This is a genomic window from Pseudomonas sp. CCI3.1 (assembly GCF_034313985.1).
GTDB classification, from domain to species: domain Bacteria; phylum Pseudomonadota; class Gammaproteobacteria; order Pseudomonadales; family Pseudomonadaceae; genus Aquipseudomonas; species Aquipseudomonas psychrophila.
Genome location: NZ_JAVIWO010000001.1, coordinates 2,051,740 through 2,077,688, shown reverse-complemented (window position 1 = coordinate 2,077,688; position 25,949 = coordinate 2,051,740). Strand labels below are relative to the sequence as shown.

At 57.5% G+C, this 25,949-nt stretch carries 22 protein-coding genes and 1 pseudogene; 17 read left to right on the top strand and 6 right to left on the bottom strand.

Annotation, left to right across the window (positions count from 1 at the left end; genetic code table 11):
• The 3 genes and pseudogenes from RGV06_RS09500 to RGV06_RS09490 all read right to left on the bottom strand — a co-directional run bounded on the left by RGV06_RS09500 (position 1) and on the right by RGV06_RS09490 (position 3,279).
• Positions 1-1,317, bottom strand: a complete 1,317-nt coding sequence (locus RGV06_RS09500) for an MFS transporter (protein WP_019822069.1) — start codon at positions 1,315-1,317, stop codon at positions 1-3.
• Positions 1,318-1,575: 258 nt separating this feature from the next.
• Positions 1,576-2,280 (bottom strand): annotated as a pseudogene (locus RGV06_RS09495) (transporter associated domain-containing protein); the annotation flags it as partial.
• Between the two features lie 186 nt (positions 2,281-2,466).
• Entirely contained in the window at positions 2,467-3,279 is an 813-nt protein-coding gene (locus RGV06_RS09490) for a cytochrome C assembly family protein (RefSeq protein ID WP_019822073.1), read from the bottom strand.
• Positions 3,280-3,487: 208 nt separating this feature from the next.
• Between RGV06_RS09490 and ffh the strand changes: the two genes are divergently transcribed.
• From ffh to RGV06_RS09460, 6 genes are all read left to right on the top strand, one after another.
• Positions 3,488-4,864 (top strand): signal recognition particle protein, encoded by a 1,377-nt coding sequence (gene ffh / locus RGV06_RS09485; RefSeq protein WP_019822075.1) that lies wholly within the window; start codon positions 3,488-3,490, stop codon positions 4,862-4,864.
• 249 nt (positions 4,865-5,113) lie between these two features.
• Complete coding sequence (rpsP, locus tag RGV06_RS09480; RefSeq protein ID WP_019411651.1) at positions 5,114-5,365, top strand: 30S ribosomal protein S16; 252 nt, start codon at positions 5,114-5,116, stop codon at positions 5,363-5,365.
• Between the two features lie 5 nt (positions 5,366-5,370).
• Positions 5,371-5,910 (top strand): ribosome maturation factor RimM, encoded by a 540-nt coding sequence (rimM, locus tag RGV06_RS09475; protein WP_046809610.1) that lies wholly within the window; start codon positions 5,371-5,373, stop codon positions 5,908-5,910.
• A 2-nt stretch (positions 5,911-5,912) separates the two neighbouring features.
• Positions 5,913-6,665 carry a tRNA (guanosine(37)-N1)-methyltransferase TrmD gene (trmD, locus tag RGV06_RS09470; RefSeq protein WP_003440270.1) on the top strand — a complete coding sequence of 251 codons (753 nt, stop codon included), beginning with the start codon at positions 5,913-5,915 and terminating at the stop codon, positions 6,663-6,665.
• Positions 6,666-6,710: 45 nt separating this feature from the next.
• Positions 6,711-7,061 (top strand): 50S ribosomal protein L19, encoded by a 351-nt coding sequence (rplS, locus tag RGV06_RS09465; protein WP_003440273.1) that lies wholly within the window; start codon positions 6,711-6,713, stop codon positions 7,059-7,061.
• A gap of 95 nt (positions 7,062-7,156) precedes the next feature.
• On the top strand, positions 7,157-7,570 hold the full coding sequence (locus RGV06_RS09460) for an acyl-CoA thioesterase (RefSeq protein ID WP_322149872.1): 414 nt from the start codon (positions 7,157-7,159) through the stop codon (positions 7,568-7,570).
• Positions 7,571-7,707: 137 nt separating this feature from the next.
• Here the strand turns inward: RGV06_RS09460 and RGV06_RS09455 are convergent, their stop codons facing one another.
• Positions 7,708-9,507: a cation:proton antiporter gene (locus tag RGV06_RS09455; RefSeq protein WP_046809609.1), complete on the bottom strand. Its 1,800-nt coding sequence runs from the start codon at positions 9,505-9,507 to the stop codon at positions 7,708-7,710.
• Positions 9,508-9,627: 120 nt separating this feature from the next.
• Here RGV06_RS09455 and xerD point away from each other — a divergent pair, with 120 nt between their 5' ends.
• The 6 genes from xerD (at position 9,628) to RGV06_RS09425 (ending at position 17,056) form a co-directional block, all read left to right on the top strand.
• Positions 9,628-10,524 (top strand): site-specific tyrosine recombinase XerD, encoded by an 897-nt coding sequence (gene xerD, locus RGV06_RS09450; protein ID WP_046809608.1) that lies wholly within the window; start codon positions 9,628-9,630, stop codon positions 10,522-10,524.
• Positions 10,525-10,646: 122 nt separating this feature from the next.
• Positions 10,647-11,378, top strand: a complete 732-nt coding sequence (locus RGV06_RS09445) for a DsbC family protein (RefSeq protein ID WP_019822090.1) — start codon at positions 10,647-10,649, stop codon at positions 11,376-11,378.
• Positions 11,379-11,514: 136 nt separating this feature from the next.
• Positions 11,515-12,819, top strand: coding sequence for a homoserine dehydrogenase (locus RGV06_RS09440; RefSeq protein ID WP_046809607.1), 1,305 nt, complete (start codon positions 11,515-11,517; stop codon positions 12,817-12,819).
• A 60-nt stretch (positions 12,820-12,879) separates the two neighbouring features.
• Positions 12,880-14,289: a threonine synthase gene (thrC, locus tag RGV06_RS09435; RefSeq protein ID WP_322149870.1), complete on the top strand. Its 1,410-nt coding sequence runs from the start codon at positions 12,880-12,882 to the stop codon at positions 14,287-14,289.
• Between the two features lie 119 nt (positions 14,290-14,408).
• Entirely contained in the window at positions 14,409-16,502 is a 2,094-nt protein-coding gene (locus RGV06_RS09430) for a transporter substrate-binding domain-containing protein (protein WP_052750692.1), read from the top strand.
• A gap of 137 nt (positions 16,503-16,639) precedes the next feature.
• Positions 16,640-17,056 carry a response regulator gene (locus RGV06_RS09425; RefSeq protein ID WP_019822096.1) on the top strand — a complete coding sequence of 139 codons (417 nt, stop codon included), beginning with the start codon at positions 16,640-16,642 and terminating at the stop codon, positions 17,054-17,056.
• 165 nt (positions 17,057-17,221) lie between these two features.
• Here the strand turns inward: RGV06_RS09425 and RGV06_RS09420 are convergent, their stop codons facing one another.
• Both RGV06_RS09420 and RGV06_RS09415 read right to left on the bottom strand, forming a co-directional pair.
• Positions 17,222-18,034, bottom strand: coding sequence for a TIGR02285 family protein (locus RGV06_RS09420; protein ID WP_322149868.1), 813 nt, complete (start codon positions 18,032-18,034; stop codon positions 17,222-17,224).
• Between the two features lie 41 nt (positions 18,035-18,075).
• Entirely contained in the window at positions 18,076-19,275 is a 1,200-nt protein-coding gene (locus tag RGV06_RS09415; protein WP_019822099.1) for a CaiB/BaiF CoA transferase family protein, read from the bottom strand.
• Between the two features lie 135 nt (positions 19,276-19,410).
• Here RGV06_RS09415 and RGV06_RS09410 point away from each other — a divergent pair, with 135 nt between their 5' ends.
• The 5 genes from RGV06_RS09410 to RGV06_RS09390 all read left to right on the top strand — a co-directional run bounded on the left by RGV06_RS09410 (position 19,411) and on the right by RGV06_RS09390 (position 25,713).
• The gene (locus tag RGV06_RS09410) at positions 19,411-19,953 is read left to right on the top strand and encodes a YaeQ family protein (RefSeq protein ID WP_019822101.1); all 543 of its coding nucleotides are present in this window, start codon (positions 19,411-19,413) and stop codon (positions 19,951-19,953) included.
• A gap of 42 nt (positions 19,954-19,995) precedes the next feature.
• The gene (gene recJ, locus RGV06_RS09405; protein WP_019822103.1) at positions 19,996-21,705 is read left to right on the top strand and encodes a single-stranded-DNA-specific exonuclease RecJ; all 1,710 of its coding nucleotides are present in this window, start codon (positions 19,996-19,998) and stop codon (positions 21,703-21,705) included.
• A 232-nt stretch (positions 21,706-21,937) separates the two neighbouring features.
• A complete protein-coding gene (locus RGV06_RS09400) occupies positions 21,938-23,044 on the top strand; it encodes an NADH:flavin oxidoreductase/NADH oxidase (protein ID WP_322149867.1) in 1,107 nt (368 codons plus the stop codon).
• 81 nt (positions 23,045-23,125) lie between these two features.
• Positions 23,126-23,845, top strand: a complete 720-nt coding sequence (locus tag RGV06_RS09395; protein WP_019822105.1) for a tellurite resistance TerB family protein — start codon at positions 23,126-23,128, stop codon at positions 23,843-23,845.
• Between the two features lie 197 nt (positions 23,846-24,042).
• Positions 24,043-25,713: an acid phosphatase gene (locus tag RGV06_RS09390; protein ID WP_322149866.1), complete on the top strand. Its 1,671-nt coding sequence runs from the start codon at positions 24,043-24,045 to the stop codon at positions 25,711-25,713.
• The last annotated feature ends 236 nt before the right edge of the window (positions 25,714-25,949 follow it).

Below are 25,949 nucleotides of genomic sequence, written 5' to 3'. Positions count from 1 at the left end.
TCAGGCCACCTTGTTCAGGTCAGCCTCTTTCGTTTCTTTCAAGCACAGCACAGCGATCAGGCTGAGCACTGCTGCACCCGAAACATACCCGCCCACCCAGCTCAAACCGCCCATGCTCACCAGTTTCTGGGCGAAGAAGGGTGCGGCCGATGCGCCCACAATCCCGCCCAGGTTGTACGCAGCCGATGCGCCGGTATAGCGTACGCGGGTCGGGAACAGTTCGGGCAGCAGGGCGCCCATCGGGGCAAAGGTCACGCCCATCAAAAAAAGTTCGATGCACAGGAACAGCGCCACGCCCCAGGTTGAACCGTGAGTGAGCAGGGGCTCCATCAGGAATCCGGACAAGATCGCCAGCACTCCACCGACAATCAGCACCGGCTTGCGCCCATATCTATCACTGGCCCAGGCTGAAAGCGGCGTTGCCGCGGCCATGAACAACACGGCAAAACACAGCAGGCCGAGGAAGGTTTCGCGGGTGTAGCCCAGCGTGGACACGCCATAACTCAGCGAAAACACGGTCGAGATATAGAACAGTGCATAGCACACGACCATCGAGGCGGCGCCCAGCAGCATCGGTGCCCAGTATTGGCTGAAGAGTTCAACGATGGGCATTTTCACCCGCTCGTGTTGCGCGACAGCTTTGGCAAACACCGGGGTTTCTTCCAGTTTGAGGCGCACATACAGGCCGACCATTACCAGTGCTGCGCTAAGCAGGAACGGAATACGCCAGCCCCATGAGCGGAACTGCTCATCGCTCAGGCTCATGGCCAGAATCAGGAACAGGCCGTTGGCTGCCAGAAAGCCGATTGAGGGGCCTAGTTGCGGGAACATGCCGTACCACGCGCGCTTGCCTTTGGGGGCGTTCTCAGTGGCCAGCAGTGCGGCGCCACCCCATTCGCCACCGAGTCCGAGCCCTTGGCCGAAGCGCAGGACGCAAAGCAGGATCGGCGCCCAGGCCCCGATCGTTGCATAGCCCGGCAGCACGCCGATCAGCGTGGTGCATACGCCCATCAGGAGGAGGGAGGCGACCAGCGTGGATTTGCGTCCAACCCGGTCACCAAAGTGGCCAAACAGGAATGAGCCCAGCGGGCGGGCCAGAAAGGCGATGCCGAACGTCAGGAACGCGGACAGCATTTGCGCCGTGCCAGAGGTCTGCGGGAAAAACACCGGGCCGATGACCAGCGCTGCCGCAGTGGCATACACATAAAAGTCGTAGAACTCGATGGCGGTGCCAATGAAGCTGGCGGTGGCAACCCGGGTTGCCGAGTTGGCCGGCTTGTCGGGCGAGGCTTCGCTGTAAGTGGTGCTGGAGGTCATACGTATATCCCTGACAGTTATGAGCTCATTGGCCGATATCAGCCTTTGCGGCGTGATGGGGCGAGCAATTTTTATGGTCGTTTGCCCTGAGGGATAACAGGGTGCAAGCGCAGTTCAGGATGGGAACGTACGCAGGTACTGCGTAAAGCAACGCGCCGACAGCGCTGAGTGCGGGTAGCACGCGTGTCGGCGAGGCTTGGGTAAGCGAGGAAGATTATAGGGAGGCCTGTTCAAATGTAACAAGACCTTGCACGGTGATTAAGCCGCGGGCTTGACGCTGTTGTGCCAGATCAGGACGCGGCTGACGCGGTTGTCTTCGGTCTGGAGTATCTCCAGGCGATAGCCGCCGATTTTCAGGCATACCGTGGTTTCCGGGATGGTTTCCAGCGCTTCGGTGACAAGACCGTTGAGGGTTTTGGGGCCGTCGCAGGGCAGGTGCCAGCCCAGGGCTTTGTTCAGCTCGCGGATGGAGGCTGCACCATCAACCACATAGCGTCCGTCAGGCAGGGGATCGATATGCGGGTTGTCGACGTTTTGCTCATCCTCGAACTCACCTACGATTTCCTCGAGGATGTCTTCAAGTGTGACGATGCCGAGCACTTCGCCGTATTCATCGACCACCACGCCCAGCCTGCGCTGTTGCTTGTGAAAGTTCAGCAGCTGCAGTTGCAGTGGGGTGCTTTCGGGGATGAAGTAAGGCTCGTGGCAAACGGCCAGCAATGCCTCTTTGGTCAGGCTGGCATCAGGCAGCATATGTTGAATATGACGGGTGTTGAGGATGGCTTCGACCTGATTGATGTCGTTATGAAACACCGGCAGGCGCGTGCGTGTGGTCTGGCGCAGTTGCTCAATCAGGTCTTCGATCGGATCGTCGAGGTTGAGGCCTTCGACTTCACTGCGCGGGATCAGGATGTCGTTGACCGTGATGTTGTCCAGCGCATGGATGCCGGAAAGCAGGTGCGGGCGGCTGTTGGCCTGCTCGTCCTGTTGCTGGGGCGTTTCTTCTCGCGGTTGCAGGGCTTCTGCACGCTTGGCCGCTGCGCCGGTCTTGCCTAGAAAGTAGCCGACAAGTATCCCGGCTCCTGCGATCAACAGTGCCGAGGCCGTCAGAATCGACCCGGGGGGCAAGCTATCCATAATTATCGCCCGTCAGATATGCAGAATGTATTCACGAACCAGCTTGCTGCCAAAGTAGGCAAGCATCAGCAGGCAGAAACCGGCAAACGTCCATCGGATGGCTTTATGGCCGCGCCAGCCTAGGTGGTAACGGCCCAGCAGCAGCACGCTGAATACAATCCAGGCCAGGCAGGCCAGCAAGGTTTTGTGCACCAGATGCTGGGCGAACAGGTTGCCCAAAAACAACCAGCCGGAAATCAGAGACATCGAAAGCAGTGACCAGCCTGCCCACAAGAAGCCGAACAGGAGGCTTTCCATGGTTTGCAGCGGCGGGAAGTTCTTGATCAGGCCCTTGGGGTGCTTGTGCTTGAGCTGATAGTTTTGCAGCGACAGCAGCAATGCCTGGAACACCGCAATGGTGAACATCCCATAGGCAAGGATCGACAGCAGAATATGCGCGAGTATGCCGGGCTCTTCATTAATGACCTGGACCGTACCTGGCGGCGCGAACTCGGACAGCAGCACCGTCAGCATGCCCAGCGGATATAAAAGCAGCAGCAGGTTTTCAACCGGTATCCGGGCGCAGGCAACCAAGGTCACCGTGATCACGGCCGCGGCAATCAGGCTGGCAGCACTGAAAAAGTCCAGTTCAAGGCCCGCCGGGGTCATCAGGTGGGTGTACAGGCTGGCAGCGTGGGCGAGGACGGCAAGAATGCCGAGCGTCACCAACAGGCGTTTGTTTGCCATTGCGCCTTGGCGCAGGCAAGAGCCTTGATAGAAGGTCGCAGCGGCATATAAGCAGGCGGCGGCGAGGCTGGGTAGCATGCTGGGTGACAAGGGGAGCATAAATCCTGTTAGGCAAGCCCGAAAGGACTGAGTTTGGCATACAACCGCCTGTACACGAAAGACCACATAAGCCGACGGCAAGGTGTCGGACACGGCCAGTCTTCGCTATAATCCGCGACCTGCCCACGCCACAGGCTCGCCGAGCATCAGTTTTACACGGGCTGGGCCGCAATAACCCCGGTCTACTTTGGGCCTGAAAGGATCGCGCATGTTTGAAAATTTAACCGATCGTCTCTCGCAGACGCTGCGCCATGTCACCGGCAAGGCCAAGCTGACCGAGGACAATATTAAAGACACCCTGCGTGAAGTACGCATGGCGTTGCTGGAAGCCGACGTGGCTTTGCCGGTCGTCAAAGACTTCGTCAACGCGGTCAAAGAGCGCGCTGTGGGCACTGAAGTGTCCCGCAGCCTGACGCCTGGCCAGGCGTTTGTGAAGATTGTGCAGGCTGAGCTTGAAAGCCTGATGGGCGCTGCCAACGAGGATCTGGTCCTCAATGTCACGCCGCCAGCCGTTGTATTGATGGCCGGTTTGCAGGGTGCGGGTAAAACCACCACCGCCGGCAAGCTGGCGCGCTTCCTTAAAGAGCGCAAAAAGAAAACCGTGATGGTGGTTTCGGCTGACGTGTACCGTCCGGCCGCGATCAAGCAGCTGGAAACCCTGGCTGCTGAAGTGGGCGTTACGTTCTTTCCCTCCGATTTGACCCAGAAGCCGGTAGACATCGCGCGCGCAGCCATTGCTGAAGCCAAGCTGAAGTTTATCGACGTGGTGATTCTCGATACCGCGGGTCGCCTGCACATCGACGCCGAGATGATGGCCGAGATTCAGGAGCTGCACGCAGCGGTCAAACCAGCAGAAACCCTGTTCGTCGTCGACGCGATGACTGGGCAAGACGCCGCCAACACGGCCAAGGCCTTTGGCGACGCATTGCCACTGACCGGTGTAATCCTGACCAAGGTCGACGGTGATGCCCGTGGCGGTGCGGCGTTGTCCGTGCGCGCGATCACCGGCAAGCCGATCAAGTTTATCGGTATGGGCGAGAAGAGCGATGCTCTTGAGCCTTTCCACCCGGATCGTATTGCTTCACGCATCCTGGGCATGGGCGATGTGCTCAGCCTGATCGAGCAGGCCGAACAGACCCTCGATAAAGACAAAGCCGACAAACTGGCTAAAAAGCTTAAAAAAGGTAAAGGCTTCGACCTCGAAGACTTCCGCGACCAACTGCAACAGATGAAGAACATGGGCGGCCTTGGCGGTCTCATGGACAAGCTGCCAAACATGGGTGGCGTCAATCTGGCGCAAATGGGCAATGCCCAGGGCGCAGCAGAAAAGCAATTCAAGCAGATGGAAGCCATCATCAACTCCATGACCCCGGCCGAGCGCCGCGACCCTGAGCTGATCAGCGGTTCGCGCAAACGCCGTATCGCCATGGGTTCCGGCACTCAGGTGCAGGACATCGGTCGCTTGATCAAGCAGCACAAGCAGATGCAAAAGATGATGAAGAAGTTCTCCACCAAAGGTGGAATGGCCAAAATGATGCGCGGCATGGGCTCAATGATGCCCGGCGGCGGCATGCCAAAAATGTAATTTACCCGCCTGAACGCTTGCGTTCGGGCAACTCGCAGCAATGCGAGACACCCGGCAAACCCGCACTGTGCGGGAGCTGACCTGTCACCATTCGTGGTGATCTCGTTGCAAGTCTGTACGGCATGCCGATAGGCGCCAGAAAAAGACATTTGCAAAAGTCCGGATATTCCTTAGAATATGCGGCCTTTCGGGCACCTATGCCCGCTGTGCCTTTAGATTTGCAGCACCGACTACAGGAACGATGTTCACATGCTAACAATCCGTCTTGCCCTTGGCGGCTCCAAAAAGCGCCCGTTTTACCACTTGACCGTTACCGACAGCCGTAACCCACGCGACGGTTCCCACAAGGAACAAATTGGTTTCTTCAACCCGGTTGCCCGTGGTCAAGAAGTCCGTTTCTCCGTTAAAGAAGACCGCCTCGCCTACTGGCTGAGCGTTGGTGCTCAACTGTCTGAGCGTGTTGCTCAGCTGGTTAAAGAAAACGCTAAGGCTGCGGCCTGAGCAATATGAGCGTGACGCCTGAAACTGCTGATGATTTGATCGTTATCGGCAAAATCTACTCGATTCACGGCGTGCGCGGCGAAGTGAAGGTTTATTCCTTTACGGATCCAATTGATAACCTGTTGGACTACAAAAAGCTGACGCTTCGGCGCGGTAATGATGTGCGACAGGCAGAGCTGGTCAGTGGTCGTTCTCATAACGGCAAGTTTCTGGTTGTAAAGCTCAAGGGTCTTGATGACCGTGATGAAGCTGGTCTTCTTCGCGAATTCGAAATCTGCGTGCCGCGTAACCTGTTTCCTGAACTGACCGACGGCGAGTACTACTGGTACCAGCTGCAGGGACTGAAAGTGACCAACCTTGAAGGGCAATTGCTCGGCAAGATTGTTGACCTGATGGAAACTGGCTCGAACGATGTCATGGAAGTCAAACCTTGCCCAGGTAGCCTGGATGATCGTGATCGCTTGTTGCCCTATACAGAGCAATGCGTGTTGAGCGTCGACCTGCAAGCTGGCGAGATGAAGGTGGATTGGGATGCGGACTTCTAAGCGTGGCTAAATTGCGCGTAGAAGTGATCAGTTTGTTTCCCGAAATGTTTTCCGCCATCAGCGACTACGGCATCACTAGTCGTGCGGTGAAACAAGGGCTCTTGCAGCTGACTTGTTGGAATCCGCGAGACTACACAACGGACCGACATCACACTGTGGACGATCGCCCATTTGGCGGTGGTCCGGGCATGGTGATGAAGATCAAGCCTCTGGAAGATGCACTGGTTCAGGCCAGAGAAGCAGCCGGAGAGGCGGCGAAGGTTATTTACCTGTCGCCCCAAGGCCGTCAACTGAATCAGTCGGCGGTACGCGAACTGGCGAATGAGGAAGCATTAATCCTCATTGCAGGTCGTTATGAAGGCATTGACGAGCGTTTTATAGACGCTTATGTCGATGAAGAGTGGTCGATTGGCGACTATGTACTCTCTGGTGGCGAGCTACCGGCGATGGTTCTGATTGATGCGGTTACACGACTGCTGCCTGGAGCTTTAGGGCATGCGGACTCCGCGGAGGAAGATTCCTTCACGGATGGTTTGCTGGATTGCCCGCACTACACCCGACCGGAGGTGTATGCGGATCAGCGTGTTCCCGACGTATTGCTTAGTGGCAATCATGCACACATCCGGCGTTGGCGTTTACAGCAGTCCCTTGGGCGGACCTTTGAACGACGCGCCGATCTTCTGGAAAGCCGCTCGCTTTCTGGAGAAGAGAAGAAGCTGCTCGAGGAATATATCCGCGAGCGGGACGATAGTTAACAACGTATCGATGGTAGATCAGTTGATCTACCTTAGGAGCACAGCATGACTAACAAAATCATCCTTGCACTCGAAGCAGAGCAGATGACCAAAGAGATCCCTCCTTTTGCCCCGGGCGACACCATTGTCGTTCAGGTGAAAGTGAAGGAAGGCGATCGTTCGCGTCTGCAAGCTTTCGAAGGTGTAGTGATTGCCAAGCGTAACCGTGGCGTGAACAGTGCTTTCACTGTTCGTAAAATCTCCAACGGTGTTGGCGTAGAGCGTACTTTCCAGACCTACAGCCCGCAAATCGACAGCATGGCAGTGAAACGTCGCGGTGACGTTCGTAAAGCCAAGCTGTACTACCTGCGTGACCTGTCCGGTAAAGCAGCTCGCATCAAGGAAAAACTGGCTTAAGTCCAGCTTCCCGATGCAGAAAAAAGCAGCCTTCGGGCTGCTTTTTTGTTGCCTGAGATTTGTCATACCTTTGTCCAGTTGTAGGTAGTAAAAGCATGACTTTGCGTGAGCAAGAGATTCAACGTCGTACTGAATTGTCCGTTACCCGTATTACCAAGGCGGTTTTCCCATCGACCACCAATCACCACAACACCCTGTTCGGCGGCACTGCGCTGGCCTGGATGGACGAAGTATCGTTTATCGCCGCCACCCGTTTTTGTCGCCTGCCGTTGGTGACCGTGTCTACAGACCGCATTGACTTCAACCACCCCATTGCAGCGGGCTGCATCGTTGAGCTGGTGGGGCGCGTGGTCAAAGTTGGCAACACCAGCCTCAAGGTTGAAGTCGAGGTGTATGTCGAAAGCATGAGTTGCGACGGTCGCGAATTGGCCATCCAGGGCTTGTTCAGTTTTGTTGCCATCGATGATGACAAGCGTCCAGTGTCGGTATTGCCAGGGTTTGCCTCGTAAAACAGCATTGCGCAGTTTCGAGAACAGCACATTCGTTGTGGTAGCTGGCTTGCCTGCGATGCAAGCGCCGCGGCCTGGCTGGCACACCGCAGGGATGCCATCGCGAGCAAGCCCCCTCCCACAAGGGAGGTGAGGCTTCAGCTCTGCTGCCTGATCAGTGCCAGCAGTGTCCACCCGGTTCCCGGTTTCAATTCGCTATCGGGTGTCACCACATGAACCCAGCCATTGCCATCTCGGGCGAACAGCAGGGTGATGCGCTTACCGTGCAGGTTCTGGTAGTCCTCCCAGGTAAAGTTGTCGGTCAGGTTCGTGCTGTACAGCTCGGCCCCCTGGCTAAGTTCGCTGGCCAGTTGGCCATAGGTCAGCGCGGGGCTGCCTAGCGGTTGCCCGCGATACTCATGACTGGCGCGGTGTTTATCGCTACGGCGGCTTTCCTGGCCATTGGTCAAGGCAAACACGCGTTGAGGGCCGAACTCGTGGTGAAAGCGAACGGCGGCCAAGGTGTTCAGCTCGCCAGACGGCGATAGCGCGAGTAAATACCCCAAGCCCACCAGGTCAAGATGGGATTCGGCGTGCTCTGATGCTGGATTACCAAAGTAGGTAGGCAAGTTTTCCATGCGCGTTGAACGAATGTTTTCCCAATTTGAGTCAGTCAGCAAAACCCGGCTGCCCAGTTGCTGAAGTGCCTTGCCGATGATCCGTGCGGGGCCATTGGCGCCGACGATCAAAAAGCCGCTGGGCGCGGGCTCGGCTACTTTCAGCAGGCGGGCCAGAGGGCGCGCCGTGGCACTTTGCAGTACCACGGTGCCAATGATCACCGCAAATGTGAGCGGCACCAGCAGCAGGGCACCCTCGTGGCCAGCTTCATCCAGCCGGATGGCAAAAATCGCAGAAACGGCCGCAGCGACAATCCCGCGTGGAGCGATCCAGGCCAGCAGTGCGCGTTCACGCCAGTTCAGTTTTGAGCCAAACGTAGAGAGGACGACGTTCAGTGGGCGAGCAATGAACTGAATGATCAGCAGCAACACCAGCACCACAGGCCCGAGACCGATCATGGCGTTCAAGTCCAGGCGCGCAGCGAGCAGAATGAACAGCCCCGAGATCAGGAAAATGCTTAGGTTCTCCTTGAAGTGCAGGATGTTGCGCACATCCACGCCTTTCATATTGGCCATCCACATGCCCATCAGCGTGACCGCCAGCAAGCCGGATTCATGCATGACCTCATTGGCGGCAATAAAAACGCCCAGTACAGAAGCCAGTGTGGCGAGGCTTTGCAAATACTCCGGCAGCCATTGGCGACGCACGATGTGCCCCATGATCCAGCCGCCCACGATACCGAACAGGCTGCCGCACATAATCACCCCGCCAAAGGTCAGCAAGCTGTGGCTCAGACCCTCGCCCGTGGCACTGGCGATGATAAAGCTGTAGACCACGACCGCGAGGAGGGCACCAATCGGATCGATGACGATGCCTTCCCAGCGCAGGATATTGGCAATTGATGCCTTGGGCCGTACAACACGAAGCATCGGCACAATCACTGTTGGCCCGGTGACCAGCGTCAGGGTGCCGAACAGCAAGGCCAGCAGCCAGTCAAAGCCCAGCAGCCAATGGGTCGCCAGGGTGATAACCGCCCAGGTCGAGAGCGCTCCGATGGTGACTAGCCGATGCACAACAGTGCCGATTTCGCGCCACTCGGACAGGTGCAGGGTCAGGCTGCCCTCAAACAGAATCAACGCCACAGCCAGGGAAACCAGCGGCATCAGCAAGGGGCCGAACAGTTCTTGAGGGTTAAGCCAGCCCAGCACGGGACCCACTAAAATTCCGGTCAACAGCAAAAACAGAATGGCCGGCAATTTCAGCCTCCAGGCCAGCCATTGGGAGCCCAGGGCTGCGATGCCGATACCGCCGAAAGACAGCAGAATCTGTTGTTCGGTCATAAGGTGATCCTGTAAGAACTTATGGTTTATGGCGTGCGCCGGCTATGAAAGACTAGCGGTCACTTTTGCCGTTCACTTTTTATTTGTACGCAGACCCCAGCCCATGCATTTCGAGAGCCAATGCCTGCTATAGACGACCCACTTATCGACCGTTTTCTGGATGCCCTGTGGCTGGAAAAAGGCCTGTCGGACAACACGCGCGGTGCTTATCGCAGTGATTTGGCCTTGTTCAATGGCTGGTTGCTCGAGCGCGATATTGCGTTGATCAATGCCGGGCGCGAACTGATCCTCGATCATTTGGCCTGGCGTCTGGAGCAGGGCTACAAGCCCCGCTCAACGGCGCGCTTTCTGTCGGGCTCAAGGGGGTTTTATCGTTACTTGCTGCGAGAAAAGCTGATTGCTGTCGACCCGACGTTGCAGGTCGACATGCCGCAGTTGGGCAGGCCGTTGCCCAAGTCTTTGTCGGAAGCCGACGTAGAGGCGCTGCTCGCGGCCCCGGATCTGAGTGATGCCATCGGTCAGCGTGACCGGGCCATGCTCGAAGTGCTGTACGCCTGTGGCCTGCGGGTGACAGAGTTGATCAGCCTGACCCTGGAGCAGGTCAATCTGCGTCAGGGGGTGTTGCGGGTGATGGGCAAGGGCAGCAAGGAGCGGTTGGTGCCGATGGGGGAGGAGGCCATTGTGTGGGTTGAGCGCTACATGCGCGATGCCAGGCATGAGCTGCTCAGCGGGCGGCCCAGTGATGTGATGTTTCCCAGCCAGCGGGGTGAGCAAATGACGCGCCAGACCTTCTGGCACCGCATCAAGCATCAAGCCAAAGTCGCGGGCATCGACAAATCACTATCGCCTCATACCTTGCGACACGCCTTCGCCACCCATTTGCTCAATCACGGCGCCGACTTGCGTGTGGTGCAAATGCTGCTGGGGCACAGCGACCTGTCCACGACCCAGATTTACACTCATGTAGCCCGTGCCCGCCTGCAAGACCTGCATGCCCGCCATCACCCGCGTGGCTAGTCGTAGTCGGTCATGCAAGCCATCTGTGGTAGGCTTTGCCGGTTCAGAAAGCGCGCCGCCTCAACTCGAAGTTTCATGACGGGTGTGCGGGTTGGCCGCTTTGTCCGTCTTCAGGAGTTCCCATGCGCGTGACCCAAATTTTTGCCGCCGCAGCCTTTGCGTTGGTCAGTACGTTTTCGTTCGCCGACACCGGCGCCGAGCAAGCTATTCGCAAGAGCCTCGAAACGCTGCAGCTGGATGTTCCGGTCGAGAGCATCAGCGCAAGCCCGATGGCCGGTCTGTATGAAGTCAAACTCAAGGGCAGCCGCGTGCTGTATGCCAGTGCTGATGGACAGTTCATCGTTCAAGGCTATATGTTTCAGCTCAAGGACGGTAAACCGGTCAATCTGACCGAGCAGGCAGAGCGTGTTGGCGTCGCCAAATTGATCAATGGTATTCCGGTTGCTGAAACCGTCGTTTACCCTGCAATCGGCGAAACCAAGTCGCACATCACTGTCTTTACCGATACTACCTGCCCGTATTGCCACAAATTGCATGCCGAAGTCCCTGAGCTGAACAAAATGGGGATTGAAGTGCGCTACGTTGCATTCCCGCGTCAGGGCCTTGGCTCTGCAGGTGACCAGCAACTGCAAGCGGTCTGGTGTTCCAAGGACAAAAAAAGCGCGATGGACAAAATGACTGATGGCAAAACGGTCGAGGCGCCAAAATGCGCCAACCCGGTAGCCAAGCAGTTCGCGATGGGCCAATCCATCGGTGTAAATGGCACGCCAGCCATTGTTTTGGCTGACGGTCAGGTAATTCCGGGTTATCAGCCTGCTGCACAGGTTGGCAAGCTGGCACTCAGTGTTAAATAATCCTGCGTCGTCACGGTAAGCCTTTGACGATCATGGCGGGGCAGTCCTACTGCCCGGCTATTAATAGAGAACCGTGGCAATCCACGGTTGTTTTCCACGGCCGACCTTGAGTCGGCCGTTTTATGGGGAGTTCAGCGTGAATCCGGTCAAAGTAGGTATCTGTGGGCTCGGGACCGTCGGTGGCGGCACCTTCAACGTACTAAAGCGTAACGCCGAGGAGATCGCGCGCCGTGCCGGGCGTGGTATCCAGGTTGCGCAAATTGCAATGCGTACGCCAAACCCTCAGTGCGACATTACCGGTACCCCCATTACCAACGATGTATTCGCTGTTGCGACCAACCCTGAAATCGACATCGTTATCGAGCTGATCGGCGGTTACACCATCGCCCGTGAGCTGGTGCTCAAAGCCATTGAAAACGGCAAGCATGTGGTCACTGCGAACAAGGCGCTGATTGCCGTTCACGGTAACGAAATCTTCGCCAAGGCCCAGGAAAAGGGCGTGATCGTTGCGTTCGAAGCAGCCGTTGCAGGCGGCATCCCGGTGATCAAGGCCATTCGTGAAGGCCTGTCGGCCAACCGCATCAACTGGGTTGCCGGCATCATCAACGGTACCGGTAACTTCATCCTCACCGAGATGCGCGAAAAAGGCCGTACATTCGAAGACGTACTGGCTGAAGCGCAAGCTCTGGGTTATGCCGAAGCTGACCCGACGTTCGACGTTGAAGGTATCGATGCAGCACACAAACTGACGATTCTGGCGTCGATTGCCTTTGGTATCCCGCTGCAATTCGACAAGGCCTACACCGAAGGCATCACCAAGCTGACAACCGCTGACGTCAATTACGCTGAAGCCCTGGGTTATCGCATCAAGCACCTGGGCGTTGCACGCAGCACGGCCAACGGTATCGAGTTGCGGGTTCACCCGACGCTGATTCCGGCGGATCGACTGCTTGCCAACGTCAATGGCGTAATGAACGCAGTCATGGTCAACGGTGACGCTGCTGGTTCGACCCTGTTCTACGGAGCGGGCGCAGGCATGGAGCCAACGGCTTCGTCCGTGATTGCCGACCTGGTGGACGTGGTGCGTGCCATGACCAGCGACCCTGAAAACCGTGTGCCGCACCTGGCCTTCCAGCCAGACCTGTTGTCCGATCACCCGATCCTGCCGATCGACGCATGCGAAAGCGCCTACTACTTGCGTATCCAGGCCAAGGATCACCCGGGTGTATTGGCTCAAGTGGCCAGTATCCTGTCCGAGCGTGGCATCAACATCGAATCGATCATGCAGAAAGAAGTCGAAGAGCACGATGGTCTGGTGCCAATGATTCTGCTGACCCATCGGGTTATCGAGCAGCACATGAACGATGCGATTACCGCGCTAGAAACGTTACAGGGCGTAGTGGGCCCAGTGGTTCGTATCCGCGTTGAACATCTAATTTAATTGATCGCGCCAAGCGGCAGATTCCACACCGCTTGGCGCTCAAGCCGAAGGTTTGAAGACATGCGCTATATCAGCACCCGTGGCCAGGCACCGGCCCTGAATTTTGAAGACGTGTTGTTGGCCGGGCTGGCCAGCGATGGCGGTTTGTATGTGCCGGAAAACCTGCCGCGCTTTACCCAAGAAGAAATCGCTTCCTGGGCAGGTTTGCCGTACCACGAGTTGGCATTTCGGGTCATGCGCCCGTTTGTTACCGGCAGTATTCCGGACGCAGACTTCAAAAAGATTCTCGAAGAAACCTACGGCGCGTTTTCCCACGCGGCTGTCGCGCCACTGCGTCAGCTCAATGGCAACGAATGGGTGCTTGAGCTTTTCCACGGCCCGACCCTGGCGTTCAAGGATTTCGCCTTGCAATTGCTCGGCCGCCTGCTCGACTACGTGCTGGCAAAACGTGGCGAGCGTGTAGTGATTGTCGGAGCGACCTCCGGTGATACCGGCTCGGCTGCGATTGAAGGCTGCAAGCATTGCGAAAATGTCGACATTTTCATCCTGCACCCCAATAACCGGGTGTCGGAAGTTCAACGTCGTCAAATGACGACGCTGTTCGGTGACAACATTCACAACATCGCCATCGAAGGCAACTTCGATGACTGCCAGGAAATGGTCAAAGCCAGCTTTGCCGACCAGGACTTCCTCAAGGGCACACGCCTGGTAGCCGTGAACTCGATCAACTGGGCGCGGATCATGGCCCAGATCGTTTACTACTTCCATGCAGCCCTGCAACTGGGCGGACCGCACCGATCCGTGTCGTTCTCGGTGCCTACCGGCAACTTTGGCGACATCTTTGCAGGTTATCTGGCGCGCAACATGGGCTTGCCGGTCAACCAGTTGATCGTTGCCACCAACCGCAACGACATCCTGCATCGCTTCATGAGCGGCAATCAGTACGCCAAGGACACCCTGCACGCGACCCTGTCGCCGTCGATGGACATCATGGTGTCATCGAACTTCGAACGTTTGCTGTTCGATCTTCACGGTCGCAATGGCGCGGCAGTTGCCGGCCTGATGGACACCTTCAAGCAAACGGGCAACTTCAGCGTTGAAGATGATCGCTGGACTGAAGCGCGTCGCCTGTTCGACTCGCTGGCGGTTGATGATGAGCAAACGTGCGAAACCATCGCCCAGGTGTTTGCCGAGAGCGGTGAAGTGCTCGATCCGCACACAGCCATTGGGGTGCGTGCCGCTCGCGAATGCCGTCGCAGCCTGGATATTCCTATGGTTATCCTGGGCACGGCACACCCGGTCAAGTTCCCGGAAGCAGTTGAAAAAGCAGGCATAGGAAAAGCGCAGGAGCTGCCGTCGCACCTTTCCGACCTGTTTGAGCGAGAAGAGCGCTACACCGTGTTGGCAAATGATCTCAAGGCAGTTCAAGCCTTTGTCAGCCAGCATGGCAATCGAGGCAAGCCTCTTTAAAGGCATTTGTCTTACGCGTTTTGAAGCCCGTCATCTGACGGGCTTTTTTGTTTGTGCATGGCAAACTTGGCCGCTTTTCGCCCCCGCATGTTGACGGGTTTGCGGCCAAGGATGCTGTCATGTCACCACTTCACCAGGCATTTGAATCAGGGGCGCGCCTATTGCTGGCGATGGTTCTCCTGACCTGTATGCAACCGGCTATTGCCAGCCATGGTTTGCCCTTCAGGCTTGCAACAAGCTTTATCGAGTTCAAGCCGCTGCAACTGGATGCCTCTGAACGGCAATGGCTGGCCAGTCACCCAACGTTGCGTGTGGGTATCGCCCTCGGCGATTACGAACCTGTCGATATCACCAATGATCGCGACTACTACCAGGGCCTCAGCGCCGATTACCTGGGGCTCGTGCGTGACAGGCTGGGAGTGTCTATCGAGCTTCTGGGCTACAAAAAACGCGACCAGGCAGTTGCCGAACTGCTGGCCGGGAAAATCGACATCCTGACCAGTGCCAGCGGTTTTGAACGGGGGATTGAAGGCATCGCTTTTTCCCGCAGCTACATGGTTGATCAAGGCGTAATAGTCGGGCGTGCCAGTGACTTCGAGCCGATTACGCGCTGGGCGGGCAAAAAGATCGGCTTTGTCGATGGTTATGTCGATGTACAGACCGCCCATGGGTTTTACCCCGACAGCGAGATCATCCTCACCCCCCATTTGCAAAGTGCTATGGAGGCGCTGGCTGAAGGGGATATCGATGCATTCATCGGTAATGAACTCATGGTGCAGGCATTCAAAAATGTCCGGCCGTATTCAGGGGTGCGCATTATGGGTGACAGCGTTTTGCCAACTGACGGGTTTGCTTTTGCCACTCGCCGCTCCGAGCCCCAGCTAGCTGCGTTGATTGAAAAGGCATTCGACAGCATTGATGACGCAACGAGGCAGATGGTCCTTGCTCGCTGGACGACCGGGCTTGAAGGGAGCAGCGGGCAGCAGCCCATCGACCTGTTGCCCGACGAGCAGGAGTGGATCAAGCGTCACCCGGTCGTGACCCTCGCCACCCAACAGTTCCCGTTGTACGCGTTCAGGGCTGGAGACGGTCGCTGGGTGGGGCTGAGTGTTGACATTCTGGCGCGTATATCTCGAATGACCGGGCTGCAGTTTGTGCACAAGGAAGCGTTTTCAACGGTGAACATTCTGGACATGCTCAAAAGTGGCGAGGCGCAAATGAACTCCAGCCTCTCCCGAAACCGTGAGCGTACGGCTTTTCTGGATTTCACTTATTCCTACGGAGGGGCACCCTGGGTATTTGTGGTGCGCGTCAATGATTCCCGGCTGGGTTCGCTGGACCAGTTGGCGGGTAAGGTACTGGTGCTTCCCGCCAGGCACGCCCTCGAAGACTTGATTCGACGTGAGTACCCCGCGATCACCTTGCTGCTGGTGGATACCTACGCCCAGGCACGTCACGCAGTTGCTACGGGTGATGCGGATGCAACGATTCAGAGCGAGACACAAGCTCACCTCTATCCGCCGGGGCGTCTAAAGGTCGGGCGCAGTGTGGATGGGCGATGGACCGCTGCCAGTTTTTCGGTATCGACCCGATACCCTGAGCTGCTTGGCATCATGAACAAGGCGCTGGAGGCCATACCGGTGGCCGAGTTTCGAACCTTGAGAGCCCGATGGTTGGGAGGCGTTGGTCAACCCCTCGTTATCGAGAGGGGCTTGTACCATTCAGCCTGGCTGTACTGGGCAATTGGCGCATTGTTCGCCGCAGGTCTCATGCTGTTTACATGGAACCGTTTGCTGCGCAGGCAGCTCGGGATCGGGCGCCAGTTTGAGCAATCCTTGCGTGAGGAGGTGGAGCGCAATCGGCGTTTTTTGGATGGCATCCCCAGCCCGATCTTCGTGGTGGGCCTGGAGGGTGAGTTGCTCACCTGCAATAAAAGCTATGAAGAGCGCTTGTCGGTGCAGCTGGAGCAGATACGCGGATTGAAGGTCACGGACGTCAATTTATTCCCCGAGGAAGTGGCCGAGCAGTTTCAGCAAGAGCTTATGTGCATGATTCACAGCCGCAAGCCATGCTACAAAAAACGGTGGGTGGAGTTCAAAGCGGGAGGCATGGAAATCTATCAATGGACCGTCCCGTTTTACTCAGTCTCCGGACGGCTGGAAGGGCTGGTAGGTGGGTGGTTTGATACCTCCGAGAGCCGGAAGTGGAACTAGCAAGCCCGATTGAACAGTAAATTCGGGCACTGGACAGATCTCGTAGTGGATTCAGAAATATCCTATGTTTTCTGGTCGTTGGGCCTACTAAAGTTCATTCCCTCGGAAACAGTAGGTCTATGCCCTGAAGGCCCAAGATGCGATCTCTGAAAGTATTGATTCTTGAAGACAACCCATTTCAGTTAATGGTGTTGCACCAGATGTTGAACGCGTTCCGGATTTTCGACGTGCTGACGGCTCAAAGCGTGGACTCGGCGCGCGAGTCCCTGCTCAAGAGCGGGGCTATCGATGTCGCGATTTGTGATCTCTACATGGACGGCCCGTCAGGGTTTGAACTGATCAACGAACTGGCCCGCCAGCGTAGCGCGAGGGCGGTGATCATTTTGAGCTCGGCTGCGCCTCCGGTGATTGAAATGGCAGCTCTGATGGCCCGCAAGCAAGGCCTCAAGGTGTTGGGTTGTCTGCCTAAACCCGTGAGCCTGGGCGGCTTGGGTCAATTACTGGAGTCATATGAGCGCACGTGCTCAAACGGTGACGGTGCTAATGGGAATTAATTGCTGGTGTCGGGGAACTTCAGGCAGGTCTGGTGTGTCAGATTTTTCATCAACAGGAGCAAGTCTATTGCTCCGATGCTTGTAGCCTGTTGAGCGGGTCGTCATGACCTTGTTAAAACCCGAGTAGCCTCCCCACTGCTCGGGTTTTTTTTGCTCTTTTTTTGGTCAGCGCGAATCCAGGCTCGACACGGGTGGAGGGCCCAATGTGTTGAGTAGCTTATTGACGCTGCGGATAACCTCGCGACCTTCCGGTGTGGCCGAGCACCCGATGTAAATGGACTGAAACTCGGGGGCGCCCTGAATCGGGTAAAACATCAGTGAGTCGGGCGACAAACCTTGTTCGCTGGCCTTGGCCTGAATTTCTGGCCAATAGCCCAACAGTGCCGGCATGCGGCCAGCCTGCTGCATTTGCAGCAGGCTGCTCAGCGGATCGTTGCCGTAATGCATGACGATTTGGCTAGCAGGCCCTTGTGTGAGCTGGGAATCAATCCACTCACCGTAACTGCGCTTGGCGATTACCCCAAGCTTCATGGTTTGAGCCTTTAGCAGTCCTGGCAGGTCCACCTTGTCGTTCTGGATAAAGGGTTCGATCAGTTGCTGGTTCGCACGCAGAGTCGCCATGCCGTTGCTGTGCAAAACAGCAACAGGTGACGAATAGACAATCGACTGCGCGCGAGCGGGGTTCCAGATCAAGGCCGGATCGCAGGCCAGCGCCCGTTCACCTAGCATCTGCAGCGCCCGCGCCCGGTTAACCCGCATGATGACGTGTTGGTATTGCGGCATGCTTTCGATCAGCACGGGCATCATTTGATCGATTACCCCCTGACCTTTTTGCTGCCCGTGAAACACCGTGAGCGGCGGTAGATCGCGCAACAGCCAGATGAGCGTCGGTGCAGCCTGACTGCCTGTGGCCCAAACCAGAAGCAGCGAAGTTATCAGGCCTGCCCAAAGGCTTCGCCACTTCAAGCGATGAGTCATCGTGCTGATCTCCTTCGGGGCCACTTAAAGTGGCAACTGGCCTAAATGGCGCCAGCTTGCTTGAGGTTGGCGATGGCTGCTGCGTCGTAACCCAGAGCGCTCAGCAGCTCATGATTATGGGCGCCCAACTCAGGCCCGACCCAATCTGCGGAGCCTGGGGTCTCGGACAGCCTGGGCACGATGCCAGGCATCTTGAAGTCTTTGCCATCAGGCAGCTTGGCCTGCAGAAACATTTCACGGGCCAGAAATTGCGGGTCAGTGAACATGTCTTCTGCCGAGAAGATGCGGCTGGCGGGTACTTGCGCCGTGCTCAGTTGCTCAAGCACTGTTTCAAGCGGTAATGAGCCGACCCAGCGGTCAATCACGCCATAGAGTTCATCGCGACGGGTATCACGGCCATCGTTGCTGGCAAGTGCCGGATCATTGGCCAGATCGTCACGGCCGATGATGTGCATGAAGCGCTTGAAGATAGCGTCGCCATTGGCGCCGATCTGAATGTGTTTGCCATCCAGGCTGGTATGAATCGAAGAGGGGGTGATGCCGGGCATGATGTTGCCGGTACGTTCGCGAATAAAACCGAACACATCGAACTCGGGGACCATACTTTCCATCATGGCAAAAATGGCCTCGTAGAGCGCCACGTCCACCACCTGGCCTTGTCCGCCATTGACCTCGCGATGACGCAATGCCATCAAGGCGCCAATGACCCCCCACAACGCGGCAATCGAGTCGCCGATCGAGATGCCGGTTCTAACCGGCGGTCGGTCTTCAAAACCGGTGATGTAACGCAGGCCGCCCATTGACTCGCCCACCGCGCCAAAGCCCGGCTGGTCTTTCATCGGACCGGTCTGACCAAAACCGGACAGGCGCACCATTACCAACTTCGGGTTCAGGGCGTGCAGTACCTCCCAGCCCAGGCCGAGCTTTTCCAGCACGCCGGGGCGAAAGTTTTCTATCAGGATATCGGCGTCGGCCAGTAACTCTTTGAGGATGCTCAGGCCATCGGGGTGCTTGAGGTTCAGGGTCAGGGACTTTTTGTTGCGCGCCTGGACGAACCACCACAGTGACGTGCCTTCGTACAACTTGCGCCATTTTCTCAGGGGATCTCCACCGTCCGGGGACTCGACCTTGATCACCTGTGCACCAAACTCGGCGCAAATGCGCGATGCAAATGGCCCTGCGATCAGTGTGCCCAATTCGACGACTTTAAGGCCTGAAAGGGGTTTGGTGGCAAGCGGCATGGGGAATCCTTGTCCTGGGGGCGAGCGAGTACAGCCTTTTAACATAGCTGGTCGCTGGCAAGAAGCGGGTCGATTCGTTCAATCACAGCGTATCGGTTAGACTTGCCGCCTTTCTCAGTATCAAGAAGCCCGTTCATGGCACAGCCGTCCACGACCTACAAGTTTGAACTCAACCTGACCGACCTCGATCGCGGGGTCTATGAAAGCGTCAAGCAGACCATCGCCCGTCATCCTTCGGAAACCGAAGAACGCATGACCGTGCGCCTTCTTGCCTACGCCTTTTGGTACAACGAGCATCTGTCTTTTGGTCGCGGTCTGTCTGATGTAGACGAACCAGCTCTGTGGGAAAAAAGCCTGGATGACCGTGTTCTGCACTGGATTGAAGTTGGCCAGCCTGACGCCGACCGTCTGACCTGGTGCTCGCGTCGTACCGAGCGCACCAGCTTACTGGCCTATGGCAGCTTGCGGGTTTGGGAAGGCAAGGTGATCCCGGCGATCAAAAACCTGAAAAACGTCAATATTGCTGCCGTCCCGCAAGAGATTCTTGAAGTGCTGGCCAAAGACATGCCGCGCGTTATCAAGTGGGACGTGATGATCAGCGAAGGCACCATTTTCGTGACCGATGATCGCGGCCAGCACGAAGTGCAGTTGCAGTGGCTGCAAGGCGAACGCGGCTAAGCCACTCCACTTTTTTACGACCAAGAGACTCTTCACCCGCTTATGCGCATCGAACCTCGTCCACTGCCTGAAACCCTGCCTTTTTTGGGCGAAATGCCAACCCTGCTGACGCGTCTATACGCGGCACGGGGTGTGCAGTCGCAAGCTGAGCTGGACAAGAGCCTGGCGCGACTTATCCCGTATCAGCAGCTCAAGGGCATCGATGCGGCCGTGGATTTGCTGGTGGTGGCGCTTGAACAGCGCCAGCGCATCTTGATCGTGGGCGACTTTGACGCCGACGGCGCGACGGCGAGTACGGTTGGCATGCTGGGTTTGCGCTTGCTGGGGGCGGCCCATGTCGATTATCTGGTGCCCAACCGCTTTGAATACGGCTACGGCCTGACCCCGGAAATCGTCGAAGTCGCGCTGACGCGGACCCCGCAGTTGCTGATCACGGTCGACAACGGGATCTCCAGTATTGAAGGCGTGGCCGCGGCAAAAAAAGCCGGGTTGAGCGTGCTGGTTACGGATCACCACTTGCCGGGCAACGAATTGCCGGCAGCGGACGCCATCGTCAATCCCAACCAGCCCGGCTGCGAATTTCCGAGCAAGGCGCTGGCGGGGGTAGGGGTCATCTTTTACGTTCTGATCGCCTTGCGGGCGCGCTTGAACAGCCTGGGCTGGTACCAGAACAGTAAGGCGCCGAACATCGCCGAGCTACTGGACCTGGTGGCGCTGGGCAGTGTGGCGGACGTGGTGCCGCTGGATGCCAACAATCGCATTCTGGTACATCAGGGGCTTGAGCGAATCCGTGCCGGGCGCGCCCGCCCGGGGCTAAAGGCCATTTTGGAGGTGGCCAAGCGTGACCACTCAAAAATCACCTCGACCGATCTGGGATTCATTCTGGGGCCGCGCCTAAACGCTGCCGGGCGACTGGACGACATGAGTCTGGGTATCGAATGCCTGCTGACCGATGACGCCAATGCGGCGCAGGCAATGGCCGTGCAGCTGGACGAGATGAATCAGGACCGCAAATCCATTGAGCAGGGCATGCAACGTGAAGCGCTGGCCCAGCTCAAGGACCTGGCGCTAGAGAGCATGCCGTTTGGCCTGTGCCTGTTCGACCCGGAGTGGCATCAGGGGGTGATCGGGATTCTGGCTTCGCGACTCAAGGAGCGTTACTTCCGCCCGACCTTCGCGTTTGCCGATGCGGGCGATGGCATGCTCAAGGGGTCCGGGCGTTCGGTGCCGGGTTTTCATATCCGGGACGCGCTCAGCGTGGTTGCTGCCCAGCATCCGGAATTGATCAGCAAGTACGGCGGCCATGCCATGGCAGCCGGCTTGACCTTGCCTGAGGCCAACTTCACGCTGTTTTCCCAGGCATTTGATGCCGAAGTCCGACGTCAACTCCGTGAAGAAGACCTTACTGGGCGCATGCTGTCCGACGGCAGTCTGGCAGTTGAAGAGTTTCATCTGGAGCTGGCGCGAGCCCTGCGCAATGCCGGGCCGTGGGGGCAGCACTTCCCGGAGCCGTTGTTTCACGGGGTGTTCCAGTTGGTTGAGCAACGCATCGTGGGTGAGCGGCATTTGAAAGTGGTGCTCAAAACCGAATGCGGCAGCGTAAAACTCGATGGCATCGCCTTCGGGATTGACCGCGAAGTGTGGCCTAACCCGACCATTCGCTGGGTTGAACTGGCCTATAAACTCGACCTCAACGAGTTTCGCGGCAACGAAACCGTGCAACTGATGATTGCTCATATCGAACCGCGTTAATACCTCCAGTCCCCCCCACTGTGGGAGCGGGCTTGCTCGCGATTACATCCCCCCGGTTTGTCTGACAGGTCGCGGCGCTTGTATCGCGAGCAAGCCCGCTCCCACAAAAAAACGGGTTACTCGCACAGGAAATTTACTCCTGCCCTGTGCGATTTGAACTCGCCCTCACCCAGTGTTGTCGACTAGGCTCTAGAAGTACTTGGAGCCTACCCACTGGAATTAGAGGTGACCCATGAGTCTGCTGCTCGAGCCCTACACCCTGCGACAACTGACCCTCATTAACCGCATTGCGGTCTCGCCTATGTGCCAGTACTCCAGCGTCGACGGGCTGGCCAATGACTGGCATTTAGTACATCTAGGCAGCCGTGCCGTAGGCGGCGCCGGGCTGATTTTTACCGAGGCCACCGCCGTAAGTCCTGAGGGGCGTATCACCGCCCAGGACCTTGGCTTGTGGAACGACGAACAGATCGAACCCCTGCAGCGCATCACCCGTTTTATTCGGGCTCAAGGTGCCGTGGCCGGTATTCAACTGGCACATGCCGGACGCAAGGCCAGCACCCATCGCCCCTGGTTAGGCAAGCATGGCAGCGTCAAAGTGGAGGAGGGCGGCTGGGTCCCGGTCGGGCCGTCACCGATTGCGTTCGATCCGCAACACACCGCGCCGACACAATTGGACGAAGCTCAGATACACGATGTGATCCAGGCCTTCGTTGATGCCGCCAAGCGGGCGCTGGAGGCAGGGTTTTCCGTGGTTGAGGTGCACGCCGCTCACGGTTACCTGCTGCATCAATTCCTTTCGCCACTGAGCAATCAGCGGCGAGATCAGTACGGCGGGTCCTTCGAGAACCGTATTCGTCTGGTGCTGGAAGTCACCGAGGCCGTGCGCGGGGTTTGGCCACAAGAATTACCGCTGTTTGTGCGGGTTTCGGCCACCGACTGGGTAGAAGATGGTTGGAACCCGGACGAAACCGTTGAGCTGGCCCGACGCCTGAAAGCGTTGGGTGTCGATCTGATTGATGTGTCTTCAGGTGGGACCGCGGCCAATGCCGAGATCCCGGTGGGGCCGGGTTACCAGACCCGTTTTGCCGAGCGCGTGCGTAAAGAGGCGTGCATCGCCACTGGCACCGTCGGAATGATCACCGAGCCTGCTCAGGCCGAGCATATTCTGCGCACCGGTCAGGCAAATCTGATTTTGCTGGCCCGCGAGCTGTTGCGTGATCCGTATTGGCCGTTGCACGCAGACGATGACCTGGGCGGTAAAAAGGCTACGTGGCCTGCCCAGTACCAGCGTGCTACCCACCGTGACCAACCGATTCATGAGTCTGATTTGCGTGACTGATTCAACCGGCTCTTGAGTGAGCGGTATCTGTGTGGGAGCGGGCCTGATTGGCTCCCTTAACCCTGTTGCGAGAGGCTGCTTATGAGTACCCGTGGATTGCTTGATCAATTACTAAAGTCCGGCCAGCAAATGCTGGAGAAAAAAACCGGTGCCCAAGGCAACGCTTCGGGTGCCGGTAAAGGTGGTTTGGGCGGCCTGCTGGGTGGTTCCGGTGGGCTGGGCGGTTTGCTTTCAGGTGCCGGTGGCGGCGCACTGGCGGCCAGTGCGCTGGGCTTGCTGCTGGGTAACAAGAGTGCGCGCAAATATGGCGGGCAAGCACTGACCTACGGCGGCCTGGCCGCTTTGGGCGTGCTGGCCTACAAAGCCTACGGCAACTGGCAGGCCAGTCAGGGCACTGCGCCGCAAACCGAACCGCAAACCATTGACCGTGTATCGGCGCCACAGGTCGAGCAGCACAGCCAGGCGATTCTTAAAGCCCTGGTAGCGGCCGCCAAGGCAGATGGCCATGTGGATGAGCGCGAGCGCCAATTGATCGAAGGCGAACTCGGTAAACTCAACGGCGACCCTGCGCTGCGGCAATGGCTACAGGCTGAGCTGAACAAGCCGCTGGACCCTGCGGAAGTGGCCAGCGCGGCCAGCACCCCCGAAATAGCCGCCGAAATGTATATCGCCAGTTTGATCCTGGTGGATGAAGAGCACTTTATGGAGCGCGCTTACCTCGAAGAATTGGCTAAACAGCTCAAACTCGACCCGGGCCTCAAGCTTGAGCTCGAAGCTCAGGTCAAGCAGGCGAGCAACTAAAACGCCTCTGCAGACCCGTGGGAACAGGCCCTACGATGTACCTAAGTTCAGCGCCCCGGTCCGAAATGGCCCGGGGTTTTTTTTCGTTTAAATAAAGCCTCGTGCTCACTGAGGGCTCTTTTGTCCGCTTCATTGTCATAATGCCCTGCTAGCTTGCCCGCAAGAAATATTTTGTTACGTATGATCAGGACTATGTAATGAGTGACGAGAAAGACAAGGCCCCCCAAATCGATAGCAGTCGCCGCCGCTTCCTCGCCGGTGCTGCAGCACTGGGCGCAGGGGCCGCGACCTTAAGCGCTTGTGGCGGTTTTGAACATGAAAGCCCGGTTATGTCGCCGTCACTTACCCCGTCCGAGCTGGACAAAAAGCTCCACGAACAGGTCAAGACCATCGTGGTGATCTATGCCGAGAACCGGAGTTTCAATAATCTGTTCGCCAATTTCCCTGGCGTAGAACAACCGCTGTCGGCGCTCAAGCCCAGTGACTACCAGCAGCGCGACCGCGATGGCAGTCTGTTGCAAACCTTGCCCCCTGCCTGGGGCGGGGTGTTGCAAGTGGGGCCGCAGACGGTCGATGGGGTGACCTATGCCCCGGGTATGCAGTTCCAGGAAAACCTGCCCAACGCACCCTTTGCCCTCAAGGGGCCGAATCAGGAAGACCTGCCGCTTAACCAGATCACCCGGGACTTGTGGCACGTGTTCTATCAAAACCAGATGCAGATCAACGACGGCAAGAATGACCAGTTTGTCGCCTGGGGAGACTCCGGAGGTTTCACCATGGGTTATTACGCCCAGTCGCAGTATTCGCTGCGCCTGTGGGACGTTGCCCGTGAATTCGTGCTGTGTGACAACTTCTTTCAGGGCGCCTTCGGCGGCTCGTTTCTCAACCACCAGTATCTGATCAGCGCCACTGTGCCGTTCTATCCGAACGCCAATACCTCTGTGGCTGAGGCCCAGATTGCTGTGTTGCAAGGTGACGACCCCACCGGCACGCGCCTTAAGCCCTTGGCTAAATCCCCGGCCAGTGCCATGACCGGTGCACCCCAGTTCGGCCCCAGTGCCCTGACTCCGGACGGTTTTGCCGTGAACACCATGGCCCCGCCTTACTGGCCGACCTGGATTCGCGACCCCGAACGACCGGACTACGCCAAACCCGACTTACCCAGTGTGCTGGTGCCGCAAAGCCACGAGCATATCGGCGACAAGCTGAGTAAAAAGAACATCGACTGGGCCTGGTACGCGGGTGCCTGGCAGGCCACGCTGGAGCAGTACAAAGGTTCTGAGAGCATCCCCCGAATCCCTAACTTCCAGTACCATCATCAGCCATTCAACTACTTCGAGCGCCAAGGCCCGCAGAACCCGACTGAGCGCAGCAAGCGCCTGCGCGACGGTGGTCTGGGCGATGAGACTGCGACCAATCGCTTTCTGGCCGACGCCGAAGCCGGAAAATTGCCCGCAGTGAGCTTTTACAAGCCCCAAGGCAACCTCAACCTGCACGCGGGCTATGCCGACGTGGCCGCCGGTGACCGACACCTCGACCGCACACTCAAGGTGCTGCGTAACAGCCCGCAATGGGAAAACATGGTGGTCGTGCTCACGGTGGACGAGAACGGCGGCTGGTGGGATCACGTTGCACCTCCAAAAGGCGATCGCTGGGGGCCTGGCACGCGAATTCCGGCGCTGGTGGTATCGCCCTTTGCCCGCAAGGGCACAGTGGATCACACGGTGTATGACACCGCCTCGATCCTGCGGCTGATTACCCGGGTGCATCAGTTGGAAACGCTGGATGGCATCAGGCAGCGCGATGACGCCATGAAAGCGCGAGGGCAGGCGCCAATGGGCGATTTGACCAATGCTCTGATGTTTTGACTGGCAACCCCCGGATTGTATGAGTGACACCTGACCTGTGGGAGCGGGCTTGCTCGCGATGAAAGCAACGCGGTCTGCCAGATCCACCGCGTCGCCTGAATCGCGAGCAAGCCCGCTCCCACAGATTGAGCACAATTTGCAATCTCCTACTTATTTAGTCTGTTTTATGCGTAGGCTTTTTTGTTTGTTGCTGTGAGATCTGTCTCAACGTCTGTACGAATCATTGCGTACCCTCG